A 26,070-nucleotide genomic window follows, 5' to 3' on the forward strand; every position below is an offset into this window, starting at 1 on the left:
CGCTGCAGATCCACTCTGCAAAACGATCGAAGGCGACCTCTAGGTCGCCTTCGTGCTTTCTATAGAGGGAAAATTACCTGCTCAGGCCTTCGCTGCCACGACCATTTTCTTCGCGTGCGCCAAGGACTCCTTGGTCAAATCAATGCCGCCGAGCATGCGCGCCACTTCTTCCACGCGTTCCGATTTGTTCAACTTGGACACGGCCGTGTGCGTTGCATCACTGCCGCGTACCTTGTGTACAAACAGGTGCTGATGCCCTTGGGCTGCCACTTGCGGCAAGTGGGTGACCGTCAGCACCTGGCCTCGATCCCCCAGGCGTCGCAGCAGTTGGCCCACAATCTCCGCCGTCGGACCGCCAATACCCACGTCGACTTCGTCGAACACCAGCGTCGGCACCCGCGAGGTTTGTGCGGTAATCACCTGGATCGCCAGGCTGATCCGCGACAGCTCGCCGCCGGACGCCACTTTTGCCAGTGCCTTGAGCGGCTGCCCAGGGTTGGCGCTGACCAGTAGTTCAACCTGTTCCAGGCCGTGGGGCTGCAGTTCGTTGCTGGCGTTGGCGCGCAGTTCAATGGTGAAACGCCCGCCAGGCATGCCCAGGCGTTGGATCTCCAGCTCCACTGCGCTGGCCAGGCCGGTCGCGGCTTGTTGGCGCAGGTCGCTGAGTTCGCGTGCTTTCTCTTGATAGTGGCGGGCGAAAGAGGCGAGTTCGTCGCCCAGGCGCTCGATGGATTCATCGTTGGCGTTGAGGGTCTCGATTTCATCCAGAAGCTTTTGCTGCATCGTCGCCACTTCGGTGGGCTGGATTCGATGTTTGCGCGCCAGGGTGTAGATGGTGTCCAGGCGCTCTTCTATTTCCTGCAGGCGTGCCGGGTCGGCGTCGAAGTGGTCCAGGAAGCGGTTCAACTCGCCGACTGCTTCTTCTACCTGGATCTGTGCACTGGTGAGCAGCGTCGTGGCCTCGCTCAGGGAGCCAGAGGCGTTGTTCACGCTGGACAGGCGATTGAGGCTGGCTGTCAGTGCGTTGAGCACGTTGCCGGAATCGCTCTCACTGCATTGCTCCACCACCTGCCGGCAAATGCCCAGCAGGGTTTCCGCGTTGGTGAGGTTCTTGTGTTCCTGTTCGAGTTGTTCCAGTTCGGTCTCGCCCAGGCCCAGGCTTTCCAGTTCCTCGAGTTGGTAGCTGAGCAGTTGATGGCGAGCACGTTGCTCGTCACCGGAGTTGGAGAGGCGTTCCAGCTCTTGGCGCGTCTGGCGCCAGCGTTGAGCGGCAAGTTGGACCTGGCGGGCAAGGTCTGTTGCGCCGGCGTATTCATCGAGCAGGCGGCGATGGGTATCGGTTTTCAGCAGGGACTGGTGTTCATGCTGGCTGTGGATATCGATCAGCAGTTCGCCCAGGGCTTTCAAGTCGCCAAGGGGGCAAGGCGTACCGTTGATGTAACCGCGTGAGCGGCCTTCTGCCGTGATGACCCGGCGCAGGATGCACGGGCCTTCATTATTAAGGTCGCGCTCGGCCAGCCAGGCCTCGGCCTCGGGAATATCCGCCAGGTCGAAGGTGGCCAGGATATCAGCCTTGTCCGCACCGGGACGTACCACGCCGCTGTCGGCGCGATCCCCAAGGGTCAGGCCCAGGGCGTCGAGCATGATCGACTTGCCGGCGCCGGTTTCGCCTGTGATTACGCTCATCCCGCGATCCAGTTCGAGATCCAGATGTTCAACGATGGCGTAGTTATGTACGGACAGGTGCACGAGCATGATGGCCGCTCCCAGGCTTTAGGTCTGGTTATTTATACAGTGTTTTGTTCTGGGCTGACAATCCTGGCGCTTAGCTCGATTTGCTTGAATGGGCGTCTTTTTTAGCGCAATGAGGAATGTGGCGGCAGGAATTGATCCCGGTCATGGGAAAGACTTTTGGTGACGCCTGCGCCCTTGAACCTGGAAATTGTGGCCCCATATACCGGAACAGAAGCGCGAGTTGAGTTCGCGCATGATTTTGAAAGGAGAAATCTATGGCTGACGAACAGACGCAGGATACGCAAACTCCAGACGCCAATTCGGCTGTCGGCGATGAGCTGGCAACTCGTGTGCAAGTGCTCGAAGAGCAATTGGCCGCTGCGCAGGACCAGTCTTTGCGTGTTGCCGCCGATCTGCAGAACGTCCGCCGCCGTGCCGAGCAGGATGTAGAGAAGGCTCACAAATTCGCATTGGAAAAATTCGCCAGTGACTTGCTGCCGATCATCGACAGCCTGGAGCGTGGTCTCGAGTTGTCCAACCCGGACGACGAAAACATCCGCCCGATGCGCGAAGGGATCGAACTGACCCTGAAAATGTTCCAGGACACCCTGAAGCGTTATCAGTTGGAAGCCATTGATCCAACCGGCGGCGAACCGTTCAACGCTGAGCATCACCAAGCCATGGCCATGCAGGAAAGCCATGACCTGGAGCCTAACAGCGTGTTGAAAGTGTTCCAGAAGGGCTATCAGCTCAACGGTCGCCTGCTGCGCCCGGCGATGGTCGTGGTGAGCAAGGCGCCTGCACCGGTTTCGCCTTCTATTGATGAGCAGGCTTGAAATACGCCGTAAGGCCCCCATCTATAAGTCAAGCGTTTAAGTGCTACCGCAGTTAGCCACCACTGCTGCGGCATCCAAATTCAAGTTTCGGGAGAGTAAATCATGGGCAAAATTATCGGTATCGACCTGGGGACCACCAACTCCTGCGTCTCCGTCATGGAAAACGGCAAAGCCAAAGTTATCGAGAACGCCGAAGGCGCGCGTACCACGCCGTCGATCATTGCTTACGCAAATGATGGCGAGATCCTCGTCGGTCAGTCGGCCAAGCGCCAGGCTGTCACCAACCCGCACAACACCCTGTACGCGGTAAAGCGTCTGATCGGTCGTAAGTTCGACGAAGAAGTCGTACAGAAAGACATCAAGATGGTGCCTTACAAAATCGCCAAGGCTGACAACGGTGACGCCTGGGTCGAAGTAAATGGCAACAAGATGTCTGCGCCGCAGATCTCGGCTGAAGTCTTGAAAAAGATGAAGAAGACTGCCGAAGACTACCTCGGCGAAACAGTGACCGAAGCGGTGATCACCGTTCCGGCCTACTTCAACGACAGCCAGCGCCAGGCGACCAAAGACGCCGGTCGCATCGCGGGTCTGGACGTAAAACGTATCATCAACGAACCAACCGCAGCTGCCCTGGCTTACGGTATGGACAAGGCCAAGGGCGACCACACCGTGATCGTTTATGACCTGGGTGGCGGTACTTTCGACGTCTCGGTCATCGAGATCGCTGAAGTTGACGGCGAGCACCAGTTCGAAGTGTTGGCCACCAACGGTGACACCTTCCTGGGTGGTGAAGACTTTGACATCCGTCTGATCGACTACCTCGTTGACGAATTCAAGAAAGAAAGCGGCATGAACCTCAAGGGTGACCCGCTGGCCATGCAGCGTCTGAAAGAAGCTGCCGAGAAGGCCAAGATCGAACTGTCCTCGAGCATGTCGACCGACGTGAACCTGCCGTACATCACTGCAGACGCCACCGGTCCTAAGCACTTGAACGTGAAGATCTCTCGCGCCAAGTTGGAAGCACTGGTTGAAGACCTGGTTCAGCGCACCATCGAACCTTGCCGCATCGCCCTGAAAGACGCCGGTATCGACGTGGGTTCCATCAACGACGTGATCCTGGTGGGCGGTCAGACCCGTATGCCACTGGTTCAGCAGAAAGTGACCGAGTTCTTCGGCAAGGAAGCACGTAAAGACGTGAACCCGGACGAAGCGGTTGCCATGGGTGCTGCCATCCAAGGCGCGGTATTGGCTGGTGATGTGAAAGACGTGTTGCTGCTGGACGTCAGCCCGCTGACCCTGGGTATCGAAACCATGGGCGGCGTGATGACTGCGCTGATCGAGAAAAACACCACGATTCCTACCAAGAAATCCCAAGTGTTCTCGACTGCCGACGACAACCAGGGCGCTGTGACCATTCACGTGCTGCAAGGTGAGCGTAAGCAAGCGGCTCAAAACAAGTCCCTGGGCAAGTTCGACCTGGCCGAGATTCCACCAGCACCACGTGGCGTGCCACAAATCGAAGTGACCTTCGACATCGACGCCAACGGCATCCTGCACGTCGGCGCGAAAGACAAGGCAACCGGTAAAGAGCAGAAGATCACCATCAAGGCCAACTCCGGTCTGTCTGATGAAGAAATTCAACAGATGATTCGTGATGCTGAAGCCAACGCTGATGCGGATGCCAAGTTTGCCGAGCTGGCTGGCGCCCGTAACCAGGGTGATGCACTGGTTCACTCGACCCGCAAAATGGTCGCTGATGCTGGCGATAAAGTGACTGCTGAAGAGAAGACTGCTATCGAAGCTGCTGTAGTCGCCCTGGAAGCTGCCGTGAAAGGCGACGACAAGGCCGCTATCGAAGCCAAGATCGAAGAGTTGTCGAAAGTCTCTGCACCTGTTGCTCAGAAAATGTACGCCGAACAAGGTCAGCCAGCTGACGGTGCTGCGCAGCAGGCAGAGCCTGAAGCCAAGCACGACGACGTTGTCGATGCCGAGTTCGAAGAAGTCAAAGACCAGAAGTAAGTTGGTCGCCCGGTTGACCGCTATCAAGCGGTGACTGGTAGGATGTCGCCGCGCGGGAGCTTGCTCCCGCGTTGGTGTGTCTGGGGTATGCGAATTTTTACAGCATGCGACAACGTTCGGATGCTGGCGGTGTGATCGGGAATGCTCCTGCTTTCCGAGCAATAAGTACCGCATTTTGGCCGGGTCCCTGGCTGAAAGTAGTAATGACCAGGATCGTTGAATTGACGTGAGTTGGGTCCGGGCCTGTATTGGGGCTCAACGAGTTTGGCAGGGCTCAGGAGGGTCTGGCCGAACGTCCTTAAGAGTGCAAAGACTTATGGCAAAGCGTGACTATTACGAAGTGTTGGGTGTGGAGCGCGGCTCCAGCGAGGCGGACCTGAAGAAGGCCTACCGTCGCCTGGCGATGAAGCATCACCCGGACCGTAATCCGGATAGCAAAGAATCCGAAGAAATGTTCAAAGAGGCCAATGAGGCCTACGAATGCCTTTCTGATCCCAACAAGCGTGCGGCCTACGACCAGTATGGCCATGCCGGCGTCGACCCGAGCATGGGTGGCGGTGGTGCCGGTTTTGGTGGTCAAAATTTCTCCGATATTTTCGGTGACGTATTCAGCGACTTCTTCGGCGGTGGGCGTGGTGGTCAACGTGGCGGCGCTCAGCGTGGCAGCGACTTGCGCTACACCCTGGAATTGAATCTGGAAGAAGCCGTGCGCGGCACCAGCGTCAATATCCGCGTGCCGACGCTGGTCAACTGCAAGCCGTGCGATGGCTCGGGCGCCAAGAAAGGCTCTTCGCCGATCACCTGCCCGACGTGCGGCGGTATTGGTCAGGTCCGCATGCAGCAGGGTTTCTTCTCGGTGCAGCAGACGTGCCCGCGTTGCCATGGCCAGGGCAAGATCATTTCCGACCCGTGCGACTCCTGCCACGGCGAAGGTCGCGTGGAAGAGTACAAGACCCTGTCGGTGAAAGTGCCGGCTGGCGTGGACACCGGTGACCGTATTCGCCTGTCGGGCGAAGGCGAGGCGGGTACCCAGGGTGGCCCTACGGGCGATTTGTACGTGGTGATCAACGTGCGCGAGCACTCGATCTTCCAGCGCGACGGCAAGCACCTGTTCTGTGAAGTACCGATCAGCTTTGTTGATGCGGCGCTGGGTGGCGAGTTGGAGATCCCGACCCTTGATGGTCGCGTCAAACTCAAGATCCCTGAAGGCACGCAGACCGGCAAGCAGTTCCGTATCCGGGGCAAAGGCGTCGCGCCGGTGCGCGGTGGTGGCGCGGGCGACCTGATGTGTCGTGTGGCGGTGGAAACGCCGGTCAACCTGAATCGCCGTCAGCGCGAACTGCTGGAAGAGTTCCGCAGTTCGATGGAGGGTGATGACTCCCACTCGCCGAAAACCGCGGGCTTTTTCGATGGCGTGAAGCGCTTCTTCGGCGACCTGTAAGGAATTGAGTATGCGACGTATAGCCGTAATGGGCGCTGCCGGGCGCATGGGCAAGACGCTGGTCGAGGCGGTGCAGCAGCGCTCGCCGGCCTCTGGGCTGACCGCGGCGATCGTTCGTCCGGGCAGCACGCTGATCGGTGCGGATGCCGGTGAGTTGGCCTCGTTGGGGCGTATCGGTGTGTCGTTGTCCGGCAACCTGGAGCAGGTGGCTGATGAGTTTGACGTGCTGATCGATTTCACGCTGCCGGACGTGATGCTGAAAAACCTGGCTTTCTGCCGCAAGGCGGGCAAGTCCATGGTGATCGGTACCACCGGTTTGACGGTTGAGCAGAAGCAGTTGCTGGCGGAGGCGGGCAAGGATATTCCTATCGTCTTCGCGGCCAACTTCAGTGTCGGTGTGAACCTGTCGCTCAAGCTGCTTGATCTGGCTGCGCGCGTGCTGGGGGATGAGGCGGATATCGAGATCATCGAGACCCATCACCGCCACAAGATCGACGCGCCGTCGGGCACTGCGCTGCGCATGGGTGAGGCGATTGCCGATGCGCTCGGTCGCGACTTGTCGAAAGTGGCGGTGTACGGTCGTGAAGGTCACACTGGTGCGCGTGCGCGTGACACCATTGGCTTTGCAACCGTGCGCGGTGGCGATGTGGTGGGTGATCACACCGTGTTGTTCGCCACTGAGGGCGAGCGCCTGGAAATCACGCACAAAGCGTCCAGTCGCATGACGTTTGCCAAAGGCGCTGTACGTGCTGCGCTCTGGCTGGAAGGTCGCGAAGCGGGCCTTTATGACATGCGCGATGTGCTGGATCTGCACTAATCAGTAGCTAAAACGGGGTCTCAAGCTTATGCTTAGGCCCCGTTTTTACCCGCTAAGCGACGTCCTGTCGCATTCCCCTGCCTTTAAGGCTCATTAGCGGTGGACCAAAAAAGCCTTTTTCTGTAAGCTACAGCTTTAGTGTGTCCACTAAAAGCGCGCAGAATAATTCAGTGAAGAAGCGGGGTGACGTGTCCATACGTCACTCCGCTTTTTTACAACCTGCGATCGCCCTTTCAGGCTTTATTTACGGGAGGTCTTCTTGACTAAGCCAGCCATACTCGCCCTTGCTGATGGCAGCATTTTTCGCGGCGAAGCCATTGGAGCCGACGGTCAGACCGTTGGAGAGGTAGTGTTTAACACTGCCATGACCGGCTATCAGGAAATCCTTACCGATCCTTCCTACGCCCAACAGATCGTTACCCTGACCTATCCGCACATCGGCAACACCGGTACTACACCGGAAGATGTCGAGTCTGATCGTGTCTGGTCGGCCGGTCTGGTGATTCGTGACCTGCCACTGGTTGCGAGCAACTGGCGTAACACGATGTCGCTGTCCGATTACCTGAAAGCCAACAACGTTGTGGCAATCGCCGGTATCGATACGCGCCGCCTGACACGCATCCTACGTGAGAAAGGCTCGCAGAACGGCTGCATCATGGTCGGTGACAATATTTCCGAAGAGGCGGCGATTGCCGCAGCGCAAGGCTTCCCTGGCCTGAAGGGCATGGACTTGGCGAAAGTCGTCAGCGTCAAAGAGAAATACGAGTGGCGCTCCACGGTCTGGGACCTGAAGACGGACAGCCACGCGACCATCGATGCTGCCGAGTTGCCTTACCACGTGGTCGCCTACGACTACGGTGTGAAGTACAACATCCTGCGCATGCTGGTCGAGCGCGGTTGCCGCGTGACCGTGGTGCCGGCGCAAACCCCGGCCAGCGACGTGCTCGCCCTGCAACCGGACGGCGTGTTCCTGTCCAACGGCCCGGGTGACCCTGAGCCTTGCGACTACGCCATCCAGGCGATCAAGGACGTGCTGGAAACCGAGATCCCGGTATTCGGTATCTGCCTCGGTCACCAACTGCTGGCCCTGGCCTCGGGCGCCAAGACCCTGAAAATGGGGCACGGCCACCACGGTGCCAACCACCCTGTGCAAGACCTGGACACCGGCGTTGTGATGATCACCAGCCAGAACCACGGTTTTGCGGTAGATGAAGCCACCTTGCCGAGCAATGTGCGCGCCATTCACAAGTCGCTGTTCGACGGTTCCCTGCAGGGTATCGAGCGCACCGACAAGAGCGCGTTCAGCTTCCAGGGCCACCCTGAAGCCAGCCCGGGCCCGAACGACGTAGCGCCGCTGTTCGACCGTTTCATCAATGAGATGGCCAAGCGACGCTGACTGAGCGGCCTGCGGGCGGCCCCGGATTTCGGTGGCCCCCGCAGGCTCTTCAAAGATTGTTCAAGACGGCTTGCCGACTGACCTGCGGATTTGAGTGACAAACCCATGCCAAAACGTACAGACATAAAAAGCATCCTGATTCTCGGCGCTGGCCCGATCGTGATCGGCCAGGCCTGCGAATTCGACTACTCCGGCGCCCAGGCCTGTAAGGCCCTGCGCGAGGAGGGCTACCGCGTCATCCTGGTGAACTCCAACCCGGCCACCATCATGACCGACCCGGCCATGGCTGACGCTACCTACATCGAGCCGATCAAGTGGCAGACCGTTGCCAAGATCATCGAAAAAGAGCGTCCGGACGCGCTGTTGCCCACCATGGGCGGCCAGACTGCACTGAACTGCGCCCTGGACCTGGAGCGCGAAGGCGTCCTGGAAAAATTCGGCGTGGAGATGATCGGCGCCAATGCCGACACCATCGACAAGGCTGAAGACCGTTCGCGTTTCGACAAGGCCATGAAGTCCATCGGCCTGGCTTGCCCGCGCTCCGGTATCGCCCACAGCATGGAAGAAGCCAATGCGGTCCTCGAGACCCTGGGCTTCCCGTGCATTATCCGTCCGTCCTTCACCATGGGCGGCACCGGTGGCGGTATCGCGTACAACCGTGAAGAGTTCGAAGAAATCTGCGCTCGCGGCTTGGACCTGTCGCCGACCAAAGAGCTGCTGATCGACGAATCCCTGATCGGCTGGAAAGAATATGAGATGGAGGTTGTCCGCGATAAGAAGGACAACTGCATCATCGTCTGCTCCATCGAAAACTTCGACCCGATGGGCGTGCACACCGGTGACTCGATCACCGTGGCCCCAGCGCAGACCCTGACCGACAAGGAATACCAGATCCTGCGTAACGCCTCCCTGGCGGTATTGCGCGAAATCGGCGTGGAAACCGGCGGCTCCAACGTTCAGTTCGGCATCTGCCCGAACACCGGCCGTATGGTCGTGATCGAGATGAACCCGCGTGTGTCCCGTTCGTCGGCGCTGGCATCGAAAGCCACCGGCTTCCCGATCGCCAAGGTCGCGGCCAAGCTGGCTGTGGGTTACACCCTGGACGAACTGTCGAACGACATCACCGGCGGCAAGACCCCGGCGTCCTTCGAGCCGTCCATCGACTACGTGGTCACCAAGCTGCCACGTTTTGCCTTCGAGAAATTCGCCAAGGCCGACGCGCGCCTGACCACCCAGATGAAATCTGTGGGTGAAGTCATGGCCATCGGTCGCACGTTCCAGGAATCCCTGCAGAAAGCCCTGCGCGGCCTGGAAGTGGGTGTTTGCGGCCTGGACGAGAAGCTCGACCTGAGCAACCCGGAAAGCATGAGCGTGCTCAAGCGCGAGCTGACCGTGCCGGGCGCCGAGCGTATCTGGTATGTGGCTGACGCCTTCCGCGCCGGCATGACCGTCGAAGACATCTTCGGCATGAACATGATCGACCCGTGGTTCCTGGTACAGATCGAAGATCTGATCAAGGAAGAAGAGAAGGTCAAGACCCTGGGGCTGGCCAGCATCGACCGCGACATGATGTTCCGCCTCAAGCGCAAAGGCTTCTCCGACCAGCGTCTGGCCAAGCTGCTGGGCGTGACCGAGAAAAACCTGCGCACTCATCGCCACAAGCTGGAGATCTTCCCGGTCTACAAGCGCGTTGACACCTGCGCGGCCGAGTTCTCCACCGACACTGCGTACCTGTACTCCACCTATGAGGAAGAGTGCGAAGCCGCGCCGTCGGGTCGCGACAAGATCATGATCCTGGGTGGCGGCCCGAACCGTATCGGCCAGGGCATCGAGTTCGACTACTGCTGCGTACACGCCGCCCTCGCACTGCGCGAAGACGGGTACGAGACCATCATGGTCAACTGCAACCCGGAAACCGTTTCCACCGACTACGACACCTCCGATCGCCTGTACTTCGAACCAGTGACCCTGGAAGACGTGCTGGAAATCGTGCGCGTCGAGAAGCCAAAAGGCGTCATCGTCCAGTACGGCGGCCAAACCCCGCTGAAACTGGCGCGTGCCCTGGAAGCTGCTGGCGTGCCGATCATCGGCACGAGCCCGGACGCTATCGACCGTGCAGAAGACCGTGAGCGCTTCCAGCAAATGGTTGAGCGCCTGAACCTGCGTCAGCCGCCAAACGCCACCGTGCGCAGCGAAGACGAAGCCATCCGTGCGGCCAGCAAGATCGGCTACCCGCTGGTGGTGCGTCCGTCCTACGTCCTGGGCGGCCGTGCGATGGAAATCGTCTACGAAGAAGAAGAGCTCAAGCGTTACTTGCGCGATGCGGTGAAAGTGTCCAACGACAGCCCGGTGCTGCTGGACCACTTCCTCAACTGCGCCATCGAGATGGACGTGGACGCTGTCTGCGACGGTACCGACGTGGTGATCGGCGCGATCATGCAGCACATCGAACAGGCGGGCGTTCACTCCGGTGACTCCGCTTGCTCGCTGCCGCCGTACTCGCTGCCGGCGCACATCCAGGACGAGATGCGCGACCAGGTCAAGAAAATGGCCCTGGAACTGGGCGTAGTCGGCCTGATGAACGTACAGTTGGCGCTGCAAGGCGAAGACATCTACGTCATCGAAGTCAACCCACGCGCTTCGCGGACCGTGCCATTTGTTTCCAAGTGCATCGGTGTGTCCCTGGCCATGATCGCTGCCCGCGTGATGGCTGGTAAGACCCTGAAGGAAATCGGCTTCACCAAGGAAATCATTCCGAACTTCTACAGCGTGAAAGAGGCAGTGTTCCCATTCGCCAAGTTCCCTGGTGTGGACCCGATCCTGGGTCCAGAGATGAAGTCCACCGGTGAAGTGATGGGCGTGGGCGATACCTTCGGCGAAGCCTTCGCCAAGGCCCAGATGGGGGCCAGCGAAGTGCTGCCGACCGGCGGTACTGCGTTCATCAGCGTGCGTGATGACGACAAGCCACTGGTTGCAGGCGTGGCCCGTGATCTGATCAACTTGGGCTTCGAAGTCGTGGCCACCGCCGGGACCGCCAAGCTGATCGAAGCTGCCGGCCTGAAAGTGCGTCGCGTGAACAAGGTGACGGAAGGCCGTCCGCACGTGGTCGATATGATCAAGAATGACGAAGTCACCTTGATCATCAACACGACCGAAGGTCGCCAGTCGATCGCGGACTCCTACTCCATTCGTCGTAACGCCTTGCAGCACAAGATCTACTGCACCACCACCATTGCTGCTGGCGAAGCCATCTGCGAAGCGCTCAAGTTCGGTCCGGAAAAGACCGTGCGTCGCTTGCAGGATCTACACGCAGGATTGAAGGCATGACCAAATACCCAATGACCGTCCAGGGCTTCAAGGCCCTGGAAGAGGAGCACGCCCATCTGACCAAGGTCGTACGTCCAAAGCTGAGCCAGGACATCGGTACGGCCCGCGAACTGGGTGACCTGAAGGAAAACGCCGAATACCACGCTGCTCGCGAGCAGCAAGGTATGGTCGAGGCGCGGATCCGTGACATCGAAGGCCGCCTGCAGAACTCGGTGGTCATCGACGTGACGACCATTCCGAAGACCGGCAAGGTGATTTTCGGTACTACCGTGGAAATCGCCAACGTCGAGACTGACGAAAGTGTGGTCTACCACATCGTTGGCGAAGATGAGGCTGACTTCAAACTCGGCAAGATCTCTGTCGGTTCCCCGCTTGCTCGCGCCTTGATTGCCAAGGAAGAGGGTGATGTGGTGGCTGTGAAGACGCCAGGTGGTGTGATCGAGTACGAGATCGTTGAAGTTCGTCACATCTGAAAGGCGGCGCCCGCTTCAAGCGGGTGCCATGCTTTGGCAGCTCTCCCAGATGCTCTGGGTAGGCGGCCTGTGGTTATTGCATATCGGTGTGCTACCGGCGCTGGGCCTGATTGGCCTGGCGCCGTTGCTGATCGATGAGATCGATGGATTGCTCAGTGCGTTGCTGGTCGGTTTTGCAGCGGCGTGCGTGACGCTCCAGGCGTTGGTGCTGGTCAAGGCCGAGGGCTTGGAGAGTTTGTGGCGGGATATTCGCGGCCAACTGCTGTTGATGGCGCTGTATGCGTGTGCAATGTATTGCATCGTGCATGTGTGGCTGCCGGAAGCGTTGCGCTGGCAGCTATTCAGCTATCTTGTGCTAGGGTTCTCCGGCCTGGTGCTGGTCATACAGCCTGCACCGGGATGGAGTGGCAGGGCGCGCGAAGCACGCCCGTGACCCTTTTTATTACTTGAAGCGGTGTACGTTCGACAGTTGCTTGTTGACGCTGAAGTTCTTGCGATACAGCAGCGCCATCTTGCCGATGACCTGGACCAGGTCCGCTTTGCCCACCTTGCACAGTTCTGCAATGGCGGCCAGGCGCGCTTCGCGGTCAAGGATGTTGACCTTGATCTTGATCAGTTCATGATCGTTCAGTGCACGTTCGAATTCGGCTAGCACACCTTCAGTCAAACCGTTATCTGCCACAATCAGAACTGGTTTCAGATGGTGGCCAATGGATTTGTACTGTTTCTTCTGCTCTTGAGTGAGCGGCATAATCTGACCCCTGCGTCTGATCTTGTAAAAAGCGGCGGCCAGTTTACCCGAGCGAGTCCGGGACCGCCCAGTTAATCACGACCCGTTTTATTTTTCGAGGTGGCCCGTGGCCCGTTCCAAAACCAGCCTTAAGTGGCTACAAGAACATTTCAACGATCCTTACGTCAAAAAGGCGCAAAAGGACGGCTACCGTTCCCGGGCCAGCTACAAACTGCTGGAGCTGCAGGACAAGGACAAATTGTTTCGCCCCGGCATGAGCGTGATCGACCTGGGTGCCGCCCCGGGTGGCTGGTCCCAGGTGGCCAGTCGTCTGATTGGTGGGCAAGGCCGTTTGATCGCTTCCGACATCCTGGAGATGGACAGCATCCCGGACGTGACCTTTGTGCACGGTGACTTTACCCAGGACGCTGTCCTGGCCGAGATCCTGGAAGCTGTAGGAAATTCGCAGGTGGACCTTGTGATTTCCGACATGGCCCCCAATATGAGTGGATTACCGGCTGTTGATATGCCGCGCGCCATGTTCCTGTGCGAATTGGCACTGGATCTGGCGGGTCGGGTATTGCGTCCGGGTGGCGATTTCCTGGTCAAGGTCTTCCAAGGGGAAGGTTTCGACGAGTACCACAAGAACATCCGCAAGCTGTTCGACAAGGTGCAGATGCGCAAGCCGGACTCTTCTCGTGACCGGTCTCGCGAGCAGTACCTGTTGGCGCGGGGGTTTCGCGGCATTGAAGGCGCCGCCAGTGATGAGCGTCTTTGAAGGTTTGAAGGGAGTCGATAGGTTTTTTTATATCGCTTTCGTCACGAAGCTTTACGAATATTGTGTAGTCAAAGTTTCACAAAGGGTTACAGACGGCGCCTGCCAGTGTTGTAGGTAATGTAGTAAGTTAGGCCGGTGAATATCATGCGAAGCACGCGCCAGTAGCGGAGCTTGCTTCAGAGGGTAGTTAATTGAACGATATGGCAAAGAATCTGATCCTGTGGTTGATCATCGCGGCTGTCCTGGTGACGGTGATGAACAACTTCTCCAGCCCTAACGAGCCGCAGACCCTCAACTATTCCGACTTCATCCAGCAAGTTAAGGATGGCAAGGTCGAGCGCGTAGCGGTTGATGGCTACGTGATCACCGGCAAACGCAACGATGGCGACAGCTTCAAGACCATTCGTCCGGCGATCCAGGACAATGGCCTGATCGGCGACCTGGTGGATAACCACGTGGTTGTCGAAGGCAAGCAGCCTGAGCAGCAGAGCATCTGGACCCAGTTGCTGGTAGCCAGCTTCCCGATCCTGGTGATCATCGCCGTGTTCATGTTCTTCATGCGCCAGATGCAAGGCGGTGCGGGCGGCAAGGGCGGGCCGATGAGCTTCGGCAAGAGCAAGGCGCGCCTGCTCTCTGAGGATCAGGTAAAGACCACCCTGGCTGACGTTGCGGGTTGCGACGAAGCCAAGGAGGAAGTGGGCGAGTTGGTCGAGTTCCTGCGCGATCCGGGCAAGTTCCAGCGCCTGGGTGGTCGCATTCCTCGCGGTGTGCTGATGGTCGGTCCTCCGGGTACCGGTAAAACCTTGCTGGCCAAGGCGATTGCCGGCGAAGCCAAGGTGCCGTTCTTCACCATTTCCGGTTCTGACTTCGTCGAAATGTTCGTCGGCGTCGGTGCCAGCCGTGTTCGCGATATGTTCGAACAGGCCAAGAAGCATGCGCCTTGCATCATCTTCATCGATGAAATCGACGCCGTTGGTCGCCATCGTGGCGCCGGCATGGGCGGCGGTCATGATGAGCGTGAGCAGACCCTTAACCAGTTGCTGGTTGAGATGGACGGCTTTGAAATGAACGACGGCATCATCGTGATCGCTGCAACCAACCGTCCGGACGTTTTGGACCCTGCGTTGCTGCGTCCAGGTCGTTTCGACCGTCAGGTCGTGGTTGGCCTGCCGGATATCCGTGGTCGCGAGCAGATCCTGAAAGTACACATGCGCAAAGTCCCAATGGGCGACGACGTGGCTCCGGCCGTGATCGCCCGTGGTACTCCAGGCTTCTCCGGTGCCGACCTGGCCAACCTGGTCAACGAAGCTTCGTTGTTCGCTGCCCGTACCGGCAAGCGCATCGTGGAGATGAAAGAGTTCGAATTGGCGAAAGACAAGATCATGATGGGCGCCGAGCGTAAATCCATGGTCATGTCCGAAAAAGAGAAACAGAACACCGCTTATCACGAAGCTGGTCACGCCATTGTCGGTCGCGTTGTGCCAGAGCATGACCCGGTCTACAAAGTGTCGATCATTCCTCGCGGTCGGGCGCTGGGTGTCACGATGTTCCTGCCGGAAGAGGATCGCTACAGCCTCTCCAAGCGTGCGTTGATCAGCCAGATCTGCTCGCTGTACGGTGGTCGTATTGCAGAAGAGATGACCTTGGGCTTCGATGGCGTGACGACCGGTGCCTCCAACGACATCATGCGTGCCAGCCAGATCGCACGGAACATGGTGACCAAGTGGGGTTTGTCGGAAAAACTCGGTCCGTTGATGTATGCCGAGGAAGAAGGCGAAGTGTTCCTGGGTCGCGGCGGTGGCGGTCAGAACGCCAGCTTCTCCGGTGAGACAGCCAAGCTGATCGACTCCGAAGTGCGCAGCATCATTGATCAGTGCTACGGCACGGCCAAGCAGATTCTGACTGACAACCGCGACAAGCTGGATGCCATGGCTGATGCGCTGATGAAGTACGAGACCATTGATGCCGACCAGATCGACGACATCATGGCTGGTCGCACGCCTCGTGAGCCTCGTGATTGGGAAGGTGGTTCGGGTACCTCTGGCACGCCGCCAGTGGTTCAGAATGAACGCCCTGAAACCCCGATCGGCGGCCCGGCAGCTGACCACTAAGGTTTGAAATGACTTCTGTGTTGTCCTCCACCCGGTTGCCTTGCGGCAACCGGGTTCTTGATTTGGCCCATACGCATGTCATGGGTATTCTTAATGTAACCCCCGACTCCTTTTCCGATGGTGGCCGCTTCAGCCAGCTTGATGCTGCATTGCGTCACGCTGAGGCGATGGTAGTGGCGGGGGCTACCCTGATTGATGTGGGTGGTGAGTCGACTCGGCCTGGCGCTCGCGTGGTTTCTCCCTTGGAGGAGCTTGAGCGGGTGGCGCCGATAGTGGAGCGCATTGCACGTGAGCTGGATGTGATCATCTCGGTGGACACCTCGACGCCGGCGGTAATGCGCGAAACTGCGCGCCTGGGCGCGGGGTTGATCAATGATGTGCGCTCCCTTCAGCGCGACGGTGCCCTTGATGCCGCTGCCGCTACCGGTTTGCCGGTGTGCCTGATGCATATGCTCGGAGAACCCGGCAATATGCAGGACAATCCTCACTATGATGACCTTGTCGGCGAAGTCAGCGGTTTCCTCGCTGAGCGGATCGCTCAATGTGCTGTCGTGGGGATTGCTGCGGAAAAGATCATCCTCGATCCCGGCTTTGGCTTCGCCAAGACCCTGCAGCACAATCTAAGTCTGTTCAAGCATATGGAATCCCTGCATGCCCTTGGTCGGCCCCTTCTGGTCGGCGTTTCGCGCAAAAGCATGATAGGGCTGGCCCTGAGTCGCCCGGTGGGTGAGCGGCTGTACGGTGGTCTTGCACTGGCAGCGCTTGCAGTAAGCAAAGGCGCGCGTATCTTGCGTGTGCATGATGTTGCCGAAACAGTGGATGTGGTGCGCATGATTGCCGCAGTAGAATCAGCCGAATAAGAATGATGGAGCACTTATGACTAAAAAATACTTTGGCACCGACGGTATCCGTGGTCGGGTCGGCGAATTTCCGATTACTCCTGATTTCATGCTCAAGCTGGGTTGGGCTGCAGGGATGGCGTTCCGGAGCATGGGGGCTTGCCGCATCCTGGTGGGCAAGGACACGCGCATTTCTGGCTACATGTTTGAATCCGCACTGGAGGCAGGCCTGTCCGCCGCGGGTGCCGATGTGATGCTGCTGGGGCCTATGCCGACGCCAGCGATCGCTTACCTGACGCGTACCTTTCACGCTGAAGCCGGTATTGTGATCAGTGCTTCGCACAACCCTCATGATGACAATGGCATCAAATTCTTCTCGGGGCAGGGCACCAAGCTGCCGGACGAGATCGAGTTGATGATCGAAGAGCTGCTGGATGCGCCGATGACGGTGGTCGAGTCCAGCAAGCTGGGCAAGGTATCGCGCATTAACGACGCTTCTGGCCGATATATCGAATTCTGCAAAAGCAGCGTGCCGAGCAGCACCAATTTTGCCGGCCTGAAGATCGTGGTCGATTGCGCCCATGGTGCGACTTACAAAGTGGCGCCAAGCGTATTCAAGGAGTTGGGCGCGGACGTGACAGTCCTGTCGGCCCAGCCTGACGGGCTGAACATCAACGACAACTGCGGCTCCACGCATATGGAGCAGTTGCAGGCTGCCGTCCTTTCCGAGCATGCGGATCTGGGTATTGCCTTTGACGGTGACGGTGACCGTGTGCTGATGGTGGATCACACGGGCGCCATCGTTGATGGTGATGATCTGCTGTTCATCATTGCCCGCGACTTGCATGAGCGTAACAAGCTGCAAGGTGGTGTCGTCGGTACGCTGATGAGCAACCTGGGGCTTGAGTTGGCCTTGGCGGACCTGGGTATCCCGTTCGTGCGAGCCAATGTCGGTGACCGCTATGTGATCGCCGAGCTGCTTGAGCGTAACTGGCAGGTGGGTGGCGAGAATTCCGGGCATGTCGTCTGCTTCCAGCACACCACCACTGGTGATGCGATCATTGCTGCGCTGCAGGTTCTGCTGTCGCTGCGTCGTCGCGAAGAGAGCCTGGCCCAGGCGCGCCAGGCGCTGCGCAAATGTCCGCAAGTGCTGCTGAATGTGCGGTTTGCCGGCGGCGAAAACCCGATCGAGCACCCGGCTGTCAAAGAGGCGTGCGAGCGCGTGACCCTGGCAATGGCGGGGCGTGGCCGAGTGCTGCTGCGCAAGTCCGGCACAGAGCCTCTGGTGCGTGTCATGGTCGAAGGTGACGACGAAACACAGGTTCGCGGCCACGCCGAAGACCTGGCAAAACTGGTAACTGAAGTTTGCGCCTGAATTCGGCTTGCCAGTGATGATGTGGTTGGGTAACATCTGCGCCCACTTTGACCGACGAGGTACAGCATGCGTCGCACTATGGTAGCTGGTAACTGGAAGATGCACGGTACCCGCGCCAGTGTCGCTGAGCTGATCAATGGCCTTCGTCACTTGGCCTTGCCTAGCGGTGTTGATGTTGCGGTTTTTCCGCCTTGCCTGCATATCAACCAAGTGGTTGATGGCTTGAAAGGCAAGTCGATCCAGGTCGGCGCGCAGAACTCTGCGGTGGAACCAATGCAGGGTGCGTTGACTGGTGAGATTTCGCCGAGTCAGTTGGTCGATGCGGGTTGTTCCTATGTGCTTGTCGGGCACTCCGAACGCCGTCAGATGATGGGCGAGCGTGATGGGACACTCAATCGCAAGTTCGCGGCGGCACAGGCTTGTGGCTTGATTCCAGTGTTGTGCATAGGGGAGACCCTGGAGCAGCGTGAATCGGGCAAGACTCTTGAAGTTGTCTCGCGTCAGCTGGGCAGCATCATCGAGGAGCTGGGTGTTGGTGCGTTTGCAAAGGCAGTAATTGCTTACGAGCCGGTCTGGGCCATTGGCACCGGGCTGACTGCTACACCGCAACAGGCGCAGGATGTGCACGCAGCCATCCGCGCGCAGTTGGCGGCAGAGAATTCTGAAGTCGCACAAGGTGTGCGTCTTCTATACGGCGGCAGCGTGAAGGCGGCCAATGCGGTCGAACTGTTCGGCATGCCGGATATCGATGGGGGGCTCATTGGTGGAGCTTCCCTGAATGCAGATGAGTTCGGTGCGATCTGTCGCGCCGCGGGAAACTGAAAAAATGCTGGAAACAGTCGTAGTCGTTTTTCATCTGTTGGCTGCCCTGGGCGTAGTTGCCCTGGTTTTGTTGCAACAGGGTAAAGGTGCGGATGCTGGTGCGTCTTTCGGTGCAGGTGCTTCAAATACTGTGTTCGGAAGCCAAGGTTCCTCTACCTTTCTTAGTAAGTTTACTGCTATACTTGCCGCCGGTTTCTTCATAACCAGCTTGGGGTTAGGTTACTTTGCTAAAGAGAAAGCTCATGTGCTGACTCAGGTAGGTCTCCCAAACCCAGCAGTGTTGGAAGTACCAAAAGCAAAACCGGCTTCTGATGATGTCCCGGTGCTTCAAGAGCAAAAGTCGGCTACTCCAGCGACTGACGTACCTCCAGCTCAAGAGCAGAAGTAAGAAGGGTTGTAAGCGCTGTATTGCCGAGGTGGTGGAATTGGTAGACACGCAACCTTGAGGTGGTTGTGCCCATAGGGTGTAGGGGTTCGAGTCCCCTTCTCGGTACCAATTATCAGGAGAGCCCGCTGTTGCGGGCTTTCTTGTAGGTGGAAGGTTACATTGACCCTGTAAGGGATCGGTCGTATACTTCCGCCCCAGCTTTGTCGCGGGGTGGAGCAGTCTGGTAGCTCGTCGGGCTCATAACCCGAAGGTCGTCGGTTCAAATCCGGCCCCCGCAACCAGTTTTAGCGGAGCCCCTTTTAAGGGGCTTTTTGTTAGCTGGACACTTTCAACGCCGCTGTTCGACGGCGTTTCAAGGATGGGCGTTTCGCCCATTTTTTTATTTTGCACAGCATGCACATACATGCACGAGGGGGTTCAGGTGTCGAGCAAGCTAGAAGAGTTGCAGGCCTTGTTGGCCCCGGTGGTCGTGGCCCTAGGCTATGAATGCTGGGGTATTGAGTTTTCGGCTCAAGGTCGCCACTCAATGTTGCGCGTTTATATCGATAAAGAGGGCGGCGTGCTGGTGGACGATTGTGCCATTGTCAGCCGTCAGATCAGCGGTGTGCTGGATGTTGAAGATCCAATCTCCGTTGAATACACCCTCGAAGTTTCCTCGCCAGGCATGGAACGCCCACTGTTCACTATTGATCAGTTTGCAAAATTTGCCGGTGAACAAGTGAAGATCAAGCTGCGATCTCCCTTTGAAGGGCGACGCAACTTTCAGGGCCTTCTGCGCGGTGTAGAAGAACAGGATGTCGTGGTGCAGGTAGAAGACCATGAGTTCCTGTTGCCGATCGATATGATCGACAAGGCCAACATTATTCCCAGTTTTGACTGAGACGCGGATCCCGCGGATCCAATGGCTTGCGAAAGGCGAGGCGTACGATGAGCAAAGAAGTACTGCTGGTTGTTGAGTCGGTATCCAATGAAAAGGGCGTACCGGCAAACGTGATTTTTGAAGCGCTGGAGCTGGCCCTGGCCACTGCTACCAAAAAGCGTTTTGAAGACGAAGTTGATCTGCGTGTGGAAATCAACCGCCACACCGGTGCCTATGAGACTTTCCGTCGCTGGACGGTCGTCGAAGAAGCCGATCTTGATGATCCGGCCATCGAAACCTGGCCAAGCAAGGTTGCCGAAACGCATCCTGGCGCCAAGGTCGGTGATGTCGTCGAAGAAAAGATCGAGTCGATCGAATTCGGCCGTATTGCTGCACAGACCGCCAAGCAGGTCATCGTGCAGAAGGTTCGCGAAGCCGAGCGCGCTCAAGTCGTTGACGCCTATCGCGAGCGCCTGGGTGAAATCATCTCCGGCACCGTGAAAAAAGTGACCCGCGACAACGTGATCGTTGACCTGGGCAACAATGCCGAAGCGTTGCTGGCCCGCGAAGACATCATCTCTCGCGAAACCTTCCGTGTTGGCGTGCGCCTGCGTGCGCTGCTCAAGGAAATCCGCACCGAGAACCGCGGCCCTCAGCTGATCCTGTCGCGTACCGCGCCGGAAATGCTGATCGAGCTGTTCCGTATCGAAGTGCCGGAAATCGCCGAAGGCCTGATCGAAGTCATGGCTGCGTCCCGCGATCCGGGTTCGCGCGCCAAGATCGCGGTCCGCTCCAAGGACAAACGCATCGACCCGCAAGGCGCTTGCATCGGTATGCGCGGTTCGCGCGTCCAGGCAGTGTCGGGCGAATTGGGCGGTGAGCGTGTGGACATCGTCCTGTGGGACGATAACCCGGCGCAGTTCGTGATCAACGCCATGTCGCCAGCTGAAGTGGCGGCAATTATCGTTGACGAGGATGCCCATGCAATGGACATCGCCGTTGGCGCAGACAATCTGGCTCAGGCCATTGGTCGTGGTGGTCAGAACGTGCGTCTGGCCAGCCAACTGACCGGCTGGACCCTGAACGTGATGACCGAATCGGACATCCAGGCTAAGCAGCAAGCTGAAACCGGTGACATCCTGCGCAACTTCATCGAAGAGCTGGAAGTCGATGAAGACCTGGCGCAGGTGCTGGTAGATGAAGGCTTCACCAGCCTGGAAGAGATTGCCTACGTACCGTTGGAAGAAATGCTCAACATCGACGGCTTTGACGAAGACACCGTCAACGAGCTTCGCGCTCGGGCCAAGGATCGTTTGTTGACTAAAGCCATCGCTACTGAGGAAAAGCTGGCAGACGCCCATCCGGCCGAAGACCTGCTCTCGCTTGAGGGTATGGACAAGGATTTGGCGATGGAACTGGCGGTGCGCGGCGTAATTACCCGCGAAGACCTGGCCGAGCAGTCTATTGACGATCTGCTCGACATCGACGGCATTGACGATGATCGTGCCGGCAAGTTGATCATGGCCGCCCGAGCCCATTGGTTCGAGTAACTAGGCGCGGCCTGAGGAGAGAAGTGCATGACGCAAGTCACGGTGAAACAACTGGCCGATGAGGTCAAAACACCGGTAGAGCGCCTGTTGCAGCAGATGCGTGAGGCAGGTCTGCCGCACACCGCCGCCGATGAAGGTGTGAGCGACAGTGAGAAGCAGTCTTTGCTGACTCACTTGAAGAGCAGCCACAAGGCGAAAGTGGAAGAACCGCGCAAGATTACATTGCAGCGCAAAACCACCAGCACCCTGCGTGTTGCTGGTAGCAAGAGCATCAGCGTTGAAGTACGCAAGAAGAAAGTCTTCGTACAGCGCAGCCCGGAAGAAATCGAAGCCGAGCGCAAACGCGAACTGGAAGAACGTCGCGCAGTAGAAAATGCTGCTCGTCAGAAGGCTGAAGAAGAAGCCAAGCGTCGCGCCGAAGAAGAAGCGCGTCGCCAGCCTGCTGCTGCGCAACCTGCTGCCACTGAAGCGGTCGCCGCGCCAAGCGCGCCAGTAGAAGCTGTGCGTGAGGCCGCTCCGGTTGCCGCTGCACCAGCACCTGCTGCTGACGCCCGTAAACGCGACGAGCCTCGTCGTCCGGACAAGCCACGTGCTGACGATAACAATCGTCGCGGTGGTGGTGGCGATGGCGAGCGCAAAAACGCTCCACATCGTGCTTCGGTCAAAGAGAAAGCGCCTGCTCCACGCGTTGCCCCACGAACTACCGACGAAGAAAGCGATGGCTTCCGTCGTGGTGGTCGCGGCAAGGCCAAGCTGAAGAAGCGCAACGCCCACGGTTTCCAGAGCCCAACCGGCCCTGTCGTGCGTGAAGTGAAGATCGGCGAGACCATCACTGTGGGCGATCTGGCCCAGCAGATGTCGGTCAAGGCAGCTGAAATCATCAAGTTCATGTTCAAGCTGGGTACTCCAGCCACCATCAACCAGGTACTGGATCAGGAAACTGCCCAACTGGTTGCTGAAGAGCTGGGCCACAAAGTGACCCTGGTCAGCGACACCGCCCTGGAAGATTCCCTGGCCGAGTCCCTGAAGTTTGAAGGTGAGGCTGTTTCCCGTGCACCGGTTGTGACCGTAATGGGCCACGTTGACCACGGTAAAACTTCCCTGCTCGACTACATCCGTCGTGCCAAGGTTGCTGCAGGCGAAGCCGGCGGTATCACCCAGCACATCGGCGCGTACCACGTTGAAACCGACCGTGGCATGGTGACGTTCCTCGATACCCCTGGTCACGCCGCGTTTACCGCAATGCGTGCCCGTGGTGCCAAGGCGACCGACATCGTGATCCTGGTGGTTGCAGCGGACGACGGCGTGATGCCACAAACCATCGAAGCCGTTCAGCATGCCAAGGCTGCTGGCGTTCCATTGGTTGTTGCGGTGAACAAAATCGACAAGCCGGGCGCTGATCTCGATCGCATCCGTAGCGAACTGTCGGTTCACGGCGTGACCTCCGAAGAGTGGGGTGGCGACACTCCATTCGTGCCAGTCTCCGCGAAGATGGGTACCGGTGTTGACGAACTGCTCGAAGCCGTTCTGTTGCAAGCCGAAGTGCTGGAACTGACTGCGACTCCATCGGCTCCAGGCCGTGGCGTTGTGGTTGAGTCCCGTCTCGACAAGGGCCGTGGCCCGGTTGCGACCGTTCTGGTTCAAGACGGTACCCTGCGCCAGGGCGACATGGTCCTGGTCGGTTCGAACTACGGCCGTGTACGTGCCATGCTCGACGAGAACGGCAAGCCAATCAAGGAAGCCGGCCCTGCTATCCCGGTCGAGATCCTCGGCCTGGACGGTACCCCGGACGCTGGCGACGAAATGAGCGTAGTGGCCGACGAGAAGAAAGCCCGTGAAGTGGCTCTGTTCCGTCAAGGCAAGTTCCGTGAAGTCAAGCTGGCACGTGCTCACGCCGGCAAGCTGGAAAACATCTTCGAGAACATGGGCCAGGAAGAGAAGAAGACGCTTAACATCGTCCTCAAATCTGACGTGCGTGGTTCCCTCGAAGCGTTGAACGGCGCCCTGAACGGCCTGGGTAACGACGAAGTGCAAGTGCGTGTTGTCGGTGGCGGTGTCGGTGGTATCACCGAGTCCGACGCCAACCTGGCACTGGCTTCCAACGCTGTACTGTTCGGCTTCAACGTGCGTGCCGATGCTGGCGCTCGCAAGATCGTCGAGCAGGAAGGCCTGGACATGCGTTACTACAACGTCATCTACGACATCATCGAAGACGTCAAGAAAGCCCTCACCGGCATGCTTGGCAGTGACGTCCGGGAGAACATCCTGGGGATCGCCGAAGTACGTGACGTGTTCCGCTCGCCGAAATTCGGCGCGATCGCCGGCTGCATGGTTGTCGAAGGCACCGTGTACCGTAACCGTCCAATCCGTGTACTGCGTGAAGACATCGTTATCTTCGAAGGCGAGCTGGAATCCCTGCGCCGCTTCAAGGATGACGCTTCCGAAGTACGTGCCGGCATGGAATGCGGTATCGGCGTCAAGAGCTACAACGACGTCAAGGTTGGCGACAAGATCGAAGTCTTCGAGAAGGTTCAGGTTGCTCGCAGCCTCTAACTCGCGCACTTCCGGAGCCACGCGGCGTGTGGGCATGCAAATGCCCCGCTCCGCGTACGGACTCTAAACGCAACGCCCGGTCTGGCTTTTGTCAGGCCGGGCGTTTGCCGCTTTCAGACCCCACGGGTTTCACCGTGTGGCAGTAACAGGTAACAAGACATGGCAAAAGAATACAGCCGTACCCAACGTATCGGCGATCAGATGCAGCGTGAGCTGGCCCAACTGATCCGTCGCGAAGTCAAAGACCCGCGTGTTGGCCTGGTCACCATCACCGCTGTTGAAGTGAGCCGTGACGTGGGTCACGCCAAGATCTTCATCACCGTGATGGGGCAGGACAGCAGCGAAGAAATCGCGCAAAGCATCAAGGTGCTCAATTCGGCGGCAGGTTTCCTGCGCATGCAGTTGGCCCGTGAAATGAAGCTGCGCAGTGTTCCCCAGTTGCACTTCCACTACGACGAAAGCGTCGTGCGGGGTGCGCACCTGTCGGCACTGATCGAGCGCGCCGTGGCTGAAGACAGCCAGCATCCGTCCACACCTGAAGACGCCAAGGAGTAAGCGGTGGCTCAGGTCAAACGTATCCGTCGCAACGTCAGCGGCATAATCCTGCTCGACAAGCCCATTGGCTTTACCTCCAATGCCGCGTTGCAGAAGGTTCGCTGGCTGCTCAACGCCGAAAAGGCCGGGCACACCGGCAGCCTCGATCCCCTGGCCACTGGCGTGCTGCCGTTGTGCTTTGGCGAGGCCACCAAGTTTTCGCAATACCTGCTCGATTCCGACAAGGGTTATGAAACCCTCATGCAACTGGGCAAGACCACCACCACGGCCGATGCCGAGGGTGATGTTCTGCAGGTGCGCGACGTGACCGTTGGTCGTGCTGACATTGAAGCTGCTTTACCCGGTTTTCGTGGGGAAATCAGTCAGATACCGCCGATGTACTCGGCGCTCAAGCGTGATGGCCAACCTCTTTACAAGCTGGCACGTGCGGGCGAAGTAGTGGAGCGTGAACCGCGTTCTGTTACTATTGCGCGCTTGGAATTGCTCGCCTGTGAAGGCGACACCGCCCGGTTGGCCGTGGACTGCAGCAAAGGCACCTATATCCGTACCCTGGTGGAAGATATCGGTGAAAAGCTCGGTTGCGGCGCGTACGTTGCGGAACTGCGACGCACCCAGGCCGGTCCTTTCAGCCTGGCACAGACGGTCACGCTGGAAGAGTTGGAAGCGGTACACGCCGAAGGCGGCAATGAAGCGGTTGATCGCTTCCTGATGCCATCGGACAGCGGTTTGCTCGATTGGCCATTGCTGCACTTCTCGGAGCACAGCGCGTTCTACTGGCTCAACGGCCAGCCGGTACGCGCCCCGGATGCCCCGAAGTTCGGCATGGTGCGGGTACAGGATCATAACGGTCGCTTTATCGGTATCGGTGAAGTGAGCGAAGACGGGCGTATAGCGCCACGTCGGCTGATTCGGTCAGAATGACCGAACGAGTGTGGCTGTTAACAGGCACGGTCAACACTCATTTTTAGATACAGGGATTTGTCCCTGGCCTGTTGAAACTGCCTTTTGGGTGGTTTCCTGAAAAAAGGATTGCCTCATGGCTCTCGACGTTCAAGAAAAAGCACAAATCGTTGCTGACTATCAGCAAGCTGTTGGTGACACTGGTTCGCCAGAAGTGCAAGTTGCACTGCTGACCCACAACATCAACAAGCTGCAAGGTCACTTCAAGGCCAACGGTAAAGATCACCACTCCCGTCGTGGTCTGATCCGCATGGTAAACCAGCGCCGTAAGCTGCTGGACTACCTGAAAGGCAAGGATCTGGGTCGTTATCAGACTCTGATCGGTCGCCTGGGTCTGCGTCGCTAATAAGCGATTGCGCTAGAGGTTGGTTGTCTGCCGTGTGTCAGTGGGATTCCCGCTGGCCCACGGCAGGCTCCCAGCCTCAAGTTTTATCTGGATACATGTTTTACCCTGGACTAGCGTCGGGCCGATTCCCGCCATTGCCCAAGAATTTCGCAAGAAGACAA

At 58.3% G+C, this 26,070-nt stretch carries 22 protein-coding genes and 2 tRNA genes; 22 read left to right on the top strand and 2 right to left on the bottom strand.

All coding sequences use genetic code 11. The annotated features are described in order from the left end of the window. Nucleotides 1-81: 81 nt before the first annotated feature. Nucleotides 82-1,755, bottom strand: coding sequence for a DNA repair protein RecN (gene recN / locus BM70_RS0116880; protein ID WP_025857102.1), 1,674 nt, complete (start codon nt 1,753-1,755; stop codon nt 82-84). 254 nt (nt 1,756-2,009) lie between these two features. Between recN and grpE the strand changes: the two genes are divergently transcribed. The 8 genes from grpE to BM70_RS0116920 all read left to right on the top strand — a co-directional run bounded on the left by grpE (nt 2,010) and on the right by BM70_RS0116920 (nt 12,476). Continuing rightward, nucleotides 2,010-2,570, top strand: a complete 561-nt coding sequence (grpE, locus tag BM70_RS0116885) for a nucleotide exchange factor GrpE (protein ID WP_025857103.1) — start codon at nt 2,010-2,012, stop codon at nt 2,568-2,570. A 102-nt stretch (nt 2,571-2,672) separates the two neighbouring features. After that, nucleotides 2,673-4,589, top strand: coding sequence for a molecular chaperone DnaK (gene dnaK / locus BM70_RS0116890; RefSeq protein ID WP_025857104.1), 1,917 nt, complete (start codon nt 2,673-2,675; stop codon nt 4,587-4,589). Between the two features lie 316 nt (nt 4,590-4,905). Then, nucleotides 4,906-6,030, top strand: coding sequence for a molecular chaperone DnaJ (dnaJ, locus tag BM70_RS0116895; RefSeq protein WP_016976814.1), 1,125 nt, complete (start codon nt 4,906-4,908; stop codon nt 6,028-6,030). 10 nt (nt 6,031-6,040) lie between these two features. Beyond that, nucleotides 6,041-6,847 (top strand): 4-hydroxy-tetrahydrodipicolinate reductase, encoded by an 807-nt coding sequence (dapB, locus tag BM70_RS0116900; RefSeq protein WP_025857105.1) that lies wholly within the window; start codon nt 6,041-6,043, stop codon nt 6,845-6,847. 259 nt (nt 6,848-7,106) lie between these two features. Then, nucleotides 7,107-8,243: a glutamine-hydrolyzing carbamoyl-phosphate synthase small subunit gene (carA, locus tag BM70_RS0116905; protein WP_025857106.1), complete on the top strand. Its 1,137-nt coding sequence runs from the start codon at nt 7,107-7,109 to the stop codon at nt 8,241-8,243. A 105-nt stretch (nt 8,244-8,348) separates the two neighbouring features. After that, nucleotides 8,349-11,570, top strand: a complete 3,222-nt coding sequence (gene carB / locus BM70_RS0116910; RefSeq protein WP_025857107.1) for a carbamoyl-phosphate synthase large subunit — start codon at nt 8,349-8,351, stop codon at nt 11,568-11,570. Beyond that, nucleotides 11,567-12,043, top strand: coding sequence for a transcription elongation factor GreA (gene greA / locus BM70_RS0116915; RefSeq protein WP_025857108.1), 477 nt, complete (start codon nt 11,567-11,569; stop codon nt 12,041-12,043). Before carB ends, greA begins: the two co-directional genes overlap by 4 nt. A gap of 28 nt (nt 12,044-12,071) precedes the next feature. After that, complete coding sequence (locus tag BM70_RS0116920; RefSeq protein WP_025857109.1) at nt 12,072-12,476, top strand: hypothetical protein; 405 nt, start codon at nt 12,072-12,074, stop codon at nt 12,474-12,476. Nucleotides 12,477-12,485: 9 nt separating this feature from the next. On the opposite strand, the gene BM70_RS0116925 is transcribed toward BM70_RS0116920, so the two are convergent. Then, nucleotides 12,486-12,794, bottom strand: coding sequence for a YhbY family RNA-binding protein (locus tag BM70_RS0116925; RefSeq protein WP_010206607.1), 309 nt, complete (start codon nt 12,792-12,794; stop codon nt 12,486-12,488). A 106-nt stretch (nt 12,795-12,900) separates the two neighbouring features. Here BM70_RS0116925 and rlmE point away from each other — a divergent pair, with 106 nt between their 5' ends. The 14 genes from rlmE (at nt 12,901) to rpsO (ending at nt 25,909) form a co-directional block, all read left to right on the top strand. Next, nucleotides 12,901-13,551 carry a 23S rRNA (uridine(2552)-2'-O)-methyltransferase RlmE gene (gene rlmE, locus BM70_RS0116930; RefSeq protein ID WP_010206606.1) on the top strand — a complete coding sequence of 217 codons (651 nt, stop codon included), beginning with the start codon at nt 12,901-12,903 and terminating at the stop codon, nt 13,549-13,551. A gap of 200 nt (nt 13,552-13,751) precedes the next feature. After that, a complete protein-coding gene (ftsH, locus tag BM70_RS0116935) occupies nt 13,752-15,662 on the top strand; it encodes an ATP-dependent zinc metalloprotease FtsH (protein WP_010562674.1) in 1,911 nt (636 codons plus the stop codon). An 8-nt stretch (nt 15,663-15,670) separates the two neighbouring features. Then, on the top strand, nt 15,671-16,522 hold the full coding sequence (folP, locus tag BM70_RS0116940) for a dihydropteroate synthase (RefSeq protein WP_025857110.1): 852 nt from the start codon (nt 15,671-15,673) through the stop codon (nt 16,520-16,522). A 16-nt stretch (nt 16,523-16,538) separates the two neighbouring features. Next, the gene (gene glmM / locus BM70_RS0116945; RefSeq protein ID WP_025857111.1) at nt 16,539-17,876 is read left to right on the top strand and encodes a phosphoglucosamine mutase; all 1,338 of its coding nucleotides are present in this window, start codon (nt 16,539-16,541) and stop codon (nt 17,874-17,876) included. A gap of 66 nt (nt 17,877-17,942) precedes the next feature. Beyond that, nucleotides 17,943-18,698: a triose-phosphate isomerase gene (tpiA, locus tag BM70_RS0116950; protein ID WP_003194193.1), complete on the top strand. Its 756-nt coding sequence runs from the start codon at nt 17,943-17,945 to the stop codon at nt 18,696-18,698. A gap of 4 nt (nt 18,699-18,702) precedes the next feature. After that, the gene (secG, locus tag BM70_RS32485) at nt 18,703-19,086 is read left to right on the top strand and encodes a preprotein translocase subunit SecG (RefSeq protein ID WP_010206600.1); all 384 of its coding nucleotides are present in this window, start codon (nt 18,703-18,705) and stop codon (nt 19,084-19,086) included. 22 nt (nt 19,087-19,108) lie between these two features. After that, nucleotides 19,109-19,194: transfer RNA gene (locus tag BM70_RS0116955), tRNA-Leu, on the top strand. Nucleotides 19,195-19,290: 96 nt separating this feature from the next. Beyond that, nucleotides 19,291-19,367: transfer RNA gene (locus BM70_RS0116960), tRNA-Met, on the top strand. Nucleotides 19,368-19,507: 140 nt separating this feature from the next. After that, entirely contained in the window at nt 19,508-19,966 is a 459-nt protein-coding gene (gene rimP / locus BM70_RS0116965; RefSeq protein ID WP_003235029.1) for a ribosome maturation factor RimP, read from the top strand. Nucleotides 19,967-20,013: 47 nt separating this feature from the next. Next, complete coding sequence (nusA, locus tag BM70_RS0116970; RefSeq protein WP_025857112.1) at nt 20,014-21,495, top strand: transcription termination factor NusA; 1,482 nt, start codon at nt 20,014-20,016, stop codon at nt 21,493-21,495. Nucleotides 21,496-21,522: 27 nt separating this feature from the next. Continuing rightward, on the top strand, nt 21,523-24,048 hold the full coding sequence (infB, locus tag BM70_RS0116975) for a translation initiation factor IF-2 (protein WP_025857113.1): 2,526 nt from the start codon (nt 21,523-21,525) through the stop codon (nt 24,046-24,048). A 159-nt stretch (nt 24,049-24,207) separates the two neighbouring features. Beyond that, complete coding sequence (gene rbfA, locus BM70_RS0116980; protein ID WP_016973761.1) at nt 24,208-24,603, top strand: 30S ribosome-binding factor RbfA; 396 nt, start codon at nt 24,208-24,210, stop codon at nt 24,601-24,603. A gap of 3 nt (nt 24,604-24,606) precedes the next feature. Beyond that, nucleotides 24,607-25,524: a tRNA pseudouridine(55) synthase TruB gene (truB, locus tag BM70_RS0116985; RefSeq protein WP_025857114.1), complete on the top strand. Its 918-nt coding sequence runs from the start codon at nt 24,607-24,609 to the stop codon at nt 25,522-25,524. A gap of 115 nt (nt 25,525-25,639) precedes the next feature. Continuing rightward, nucleotides 25,640-25,909 carry a 30S ribosomal protein S15 gene (gene rpsO, locus BM70_RS0116990; protein ID WP_003177875.1) on the top strand — a complete coding sequence of 90 codons (270 nt, stop codon included), beginning with the start codon at nt 25,640-25,642 and terminating at the stop codon, nt 25,907-25,909. Nucleotides 25,910-26,070 lie beyond the last annotated feature (161 nt).

The sequence above is a fragment of the Pseudomonas sp. CHM02 genome, assembly GCF_000612585.1.
Lineage (GTDB): Bacteria > Pseudomonadota > Gammaproteobacteria > Pseudomonadales > Pseudomonadaceae > Aquipseudomonas.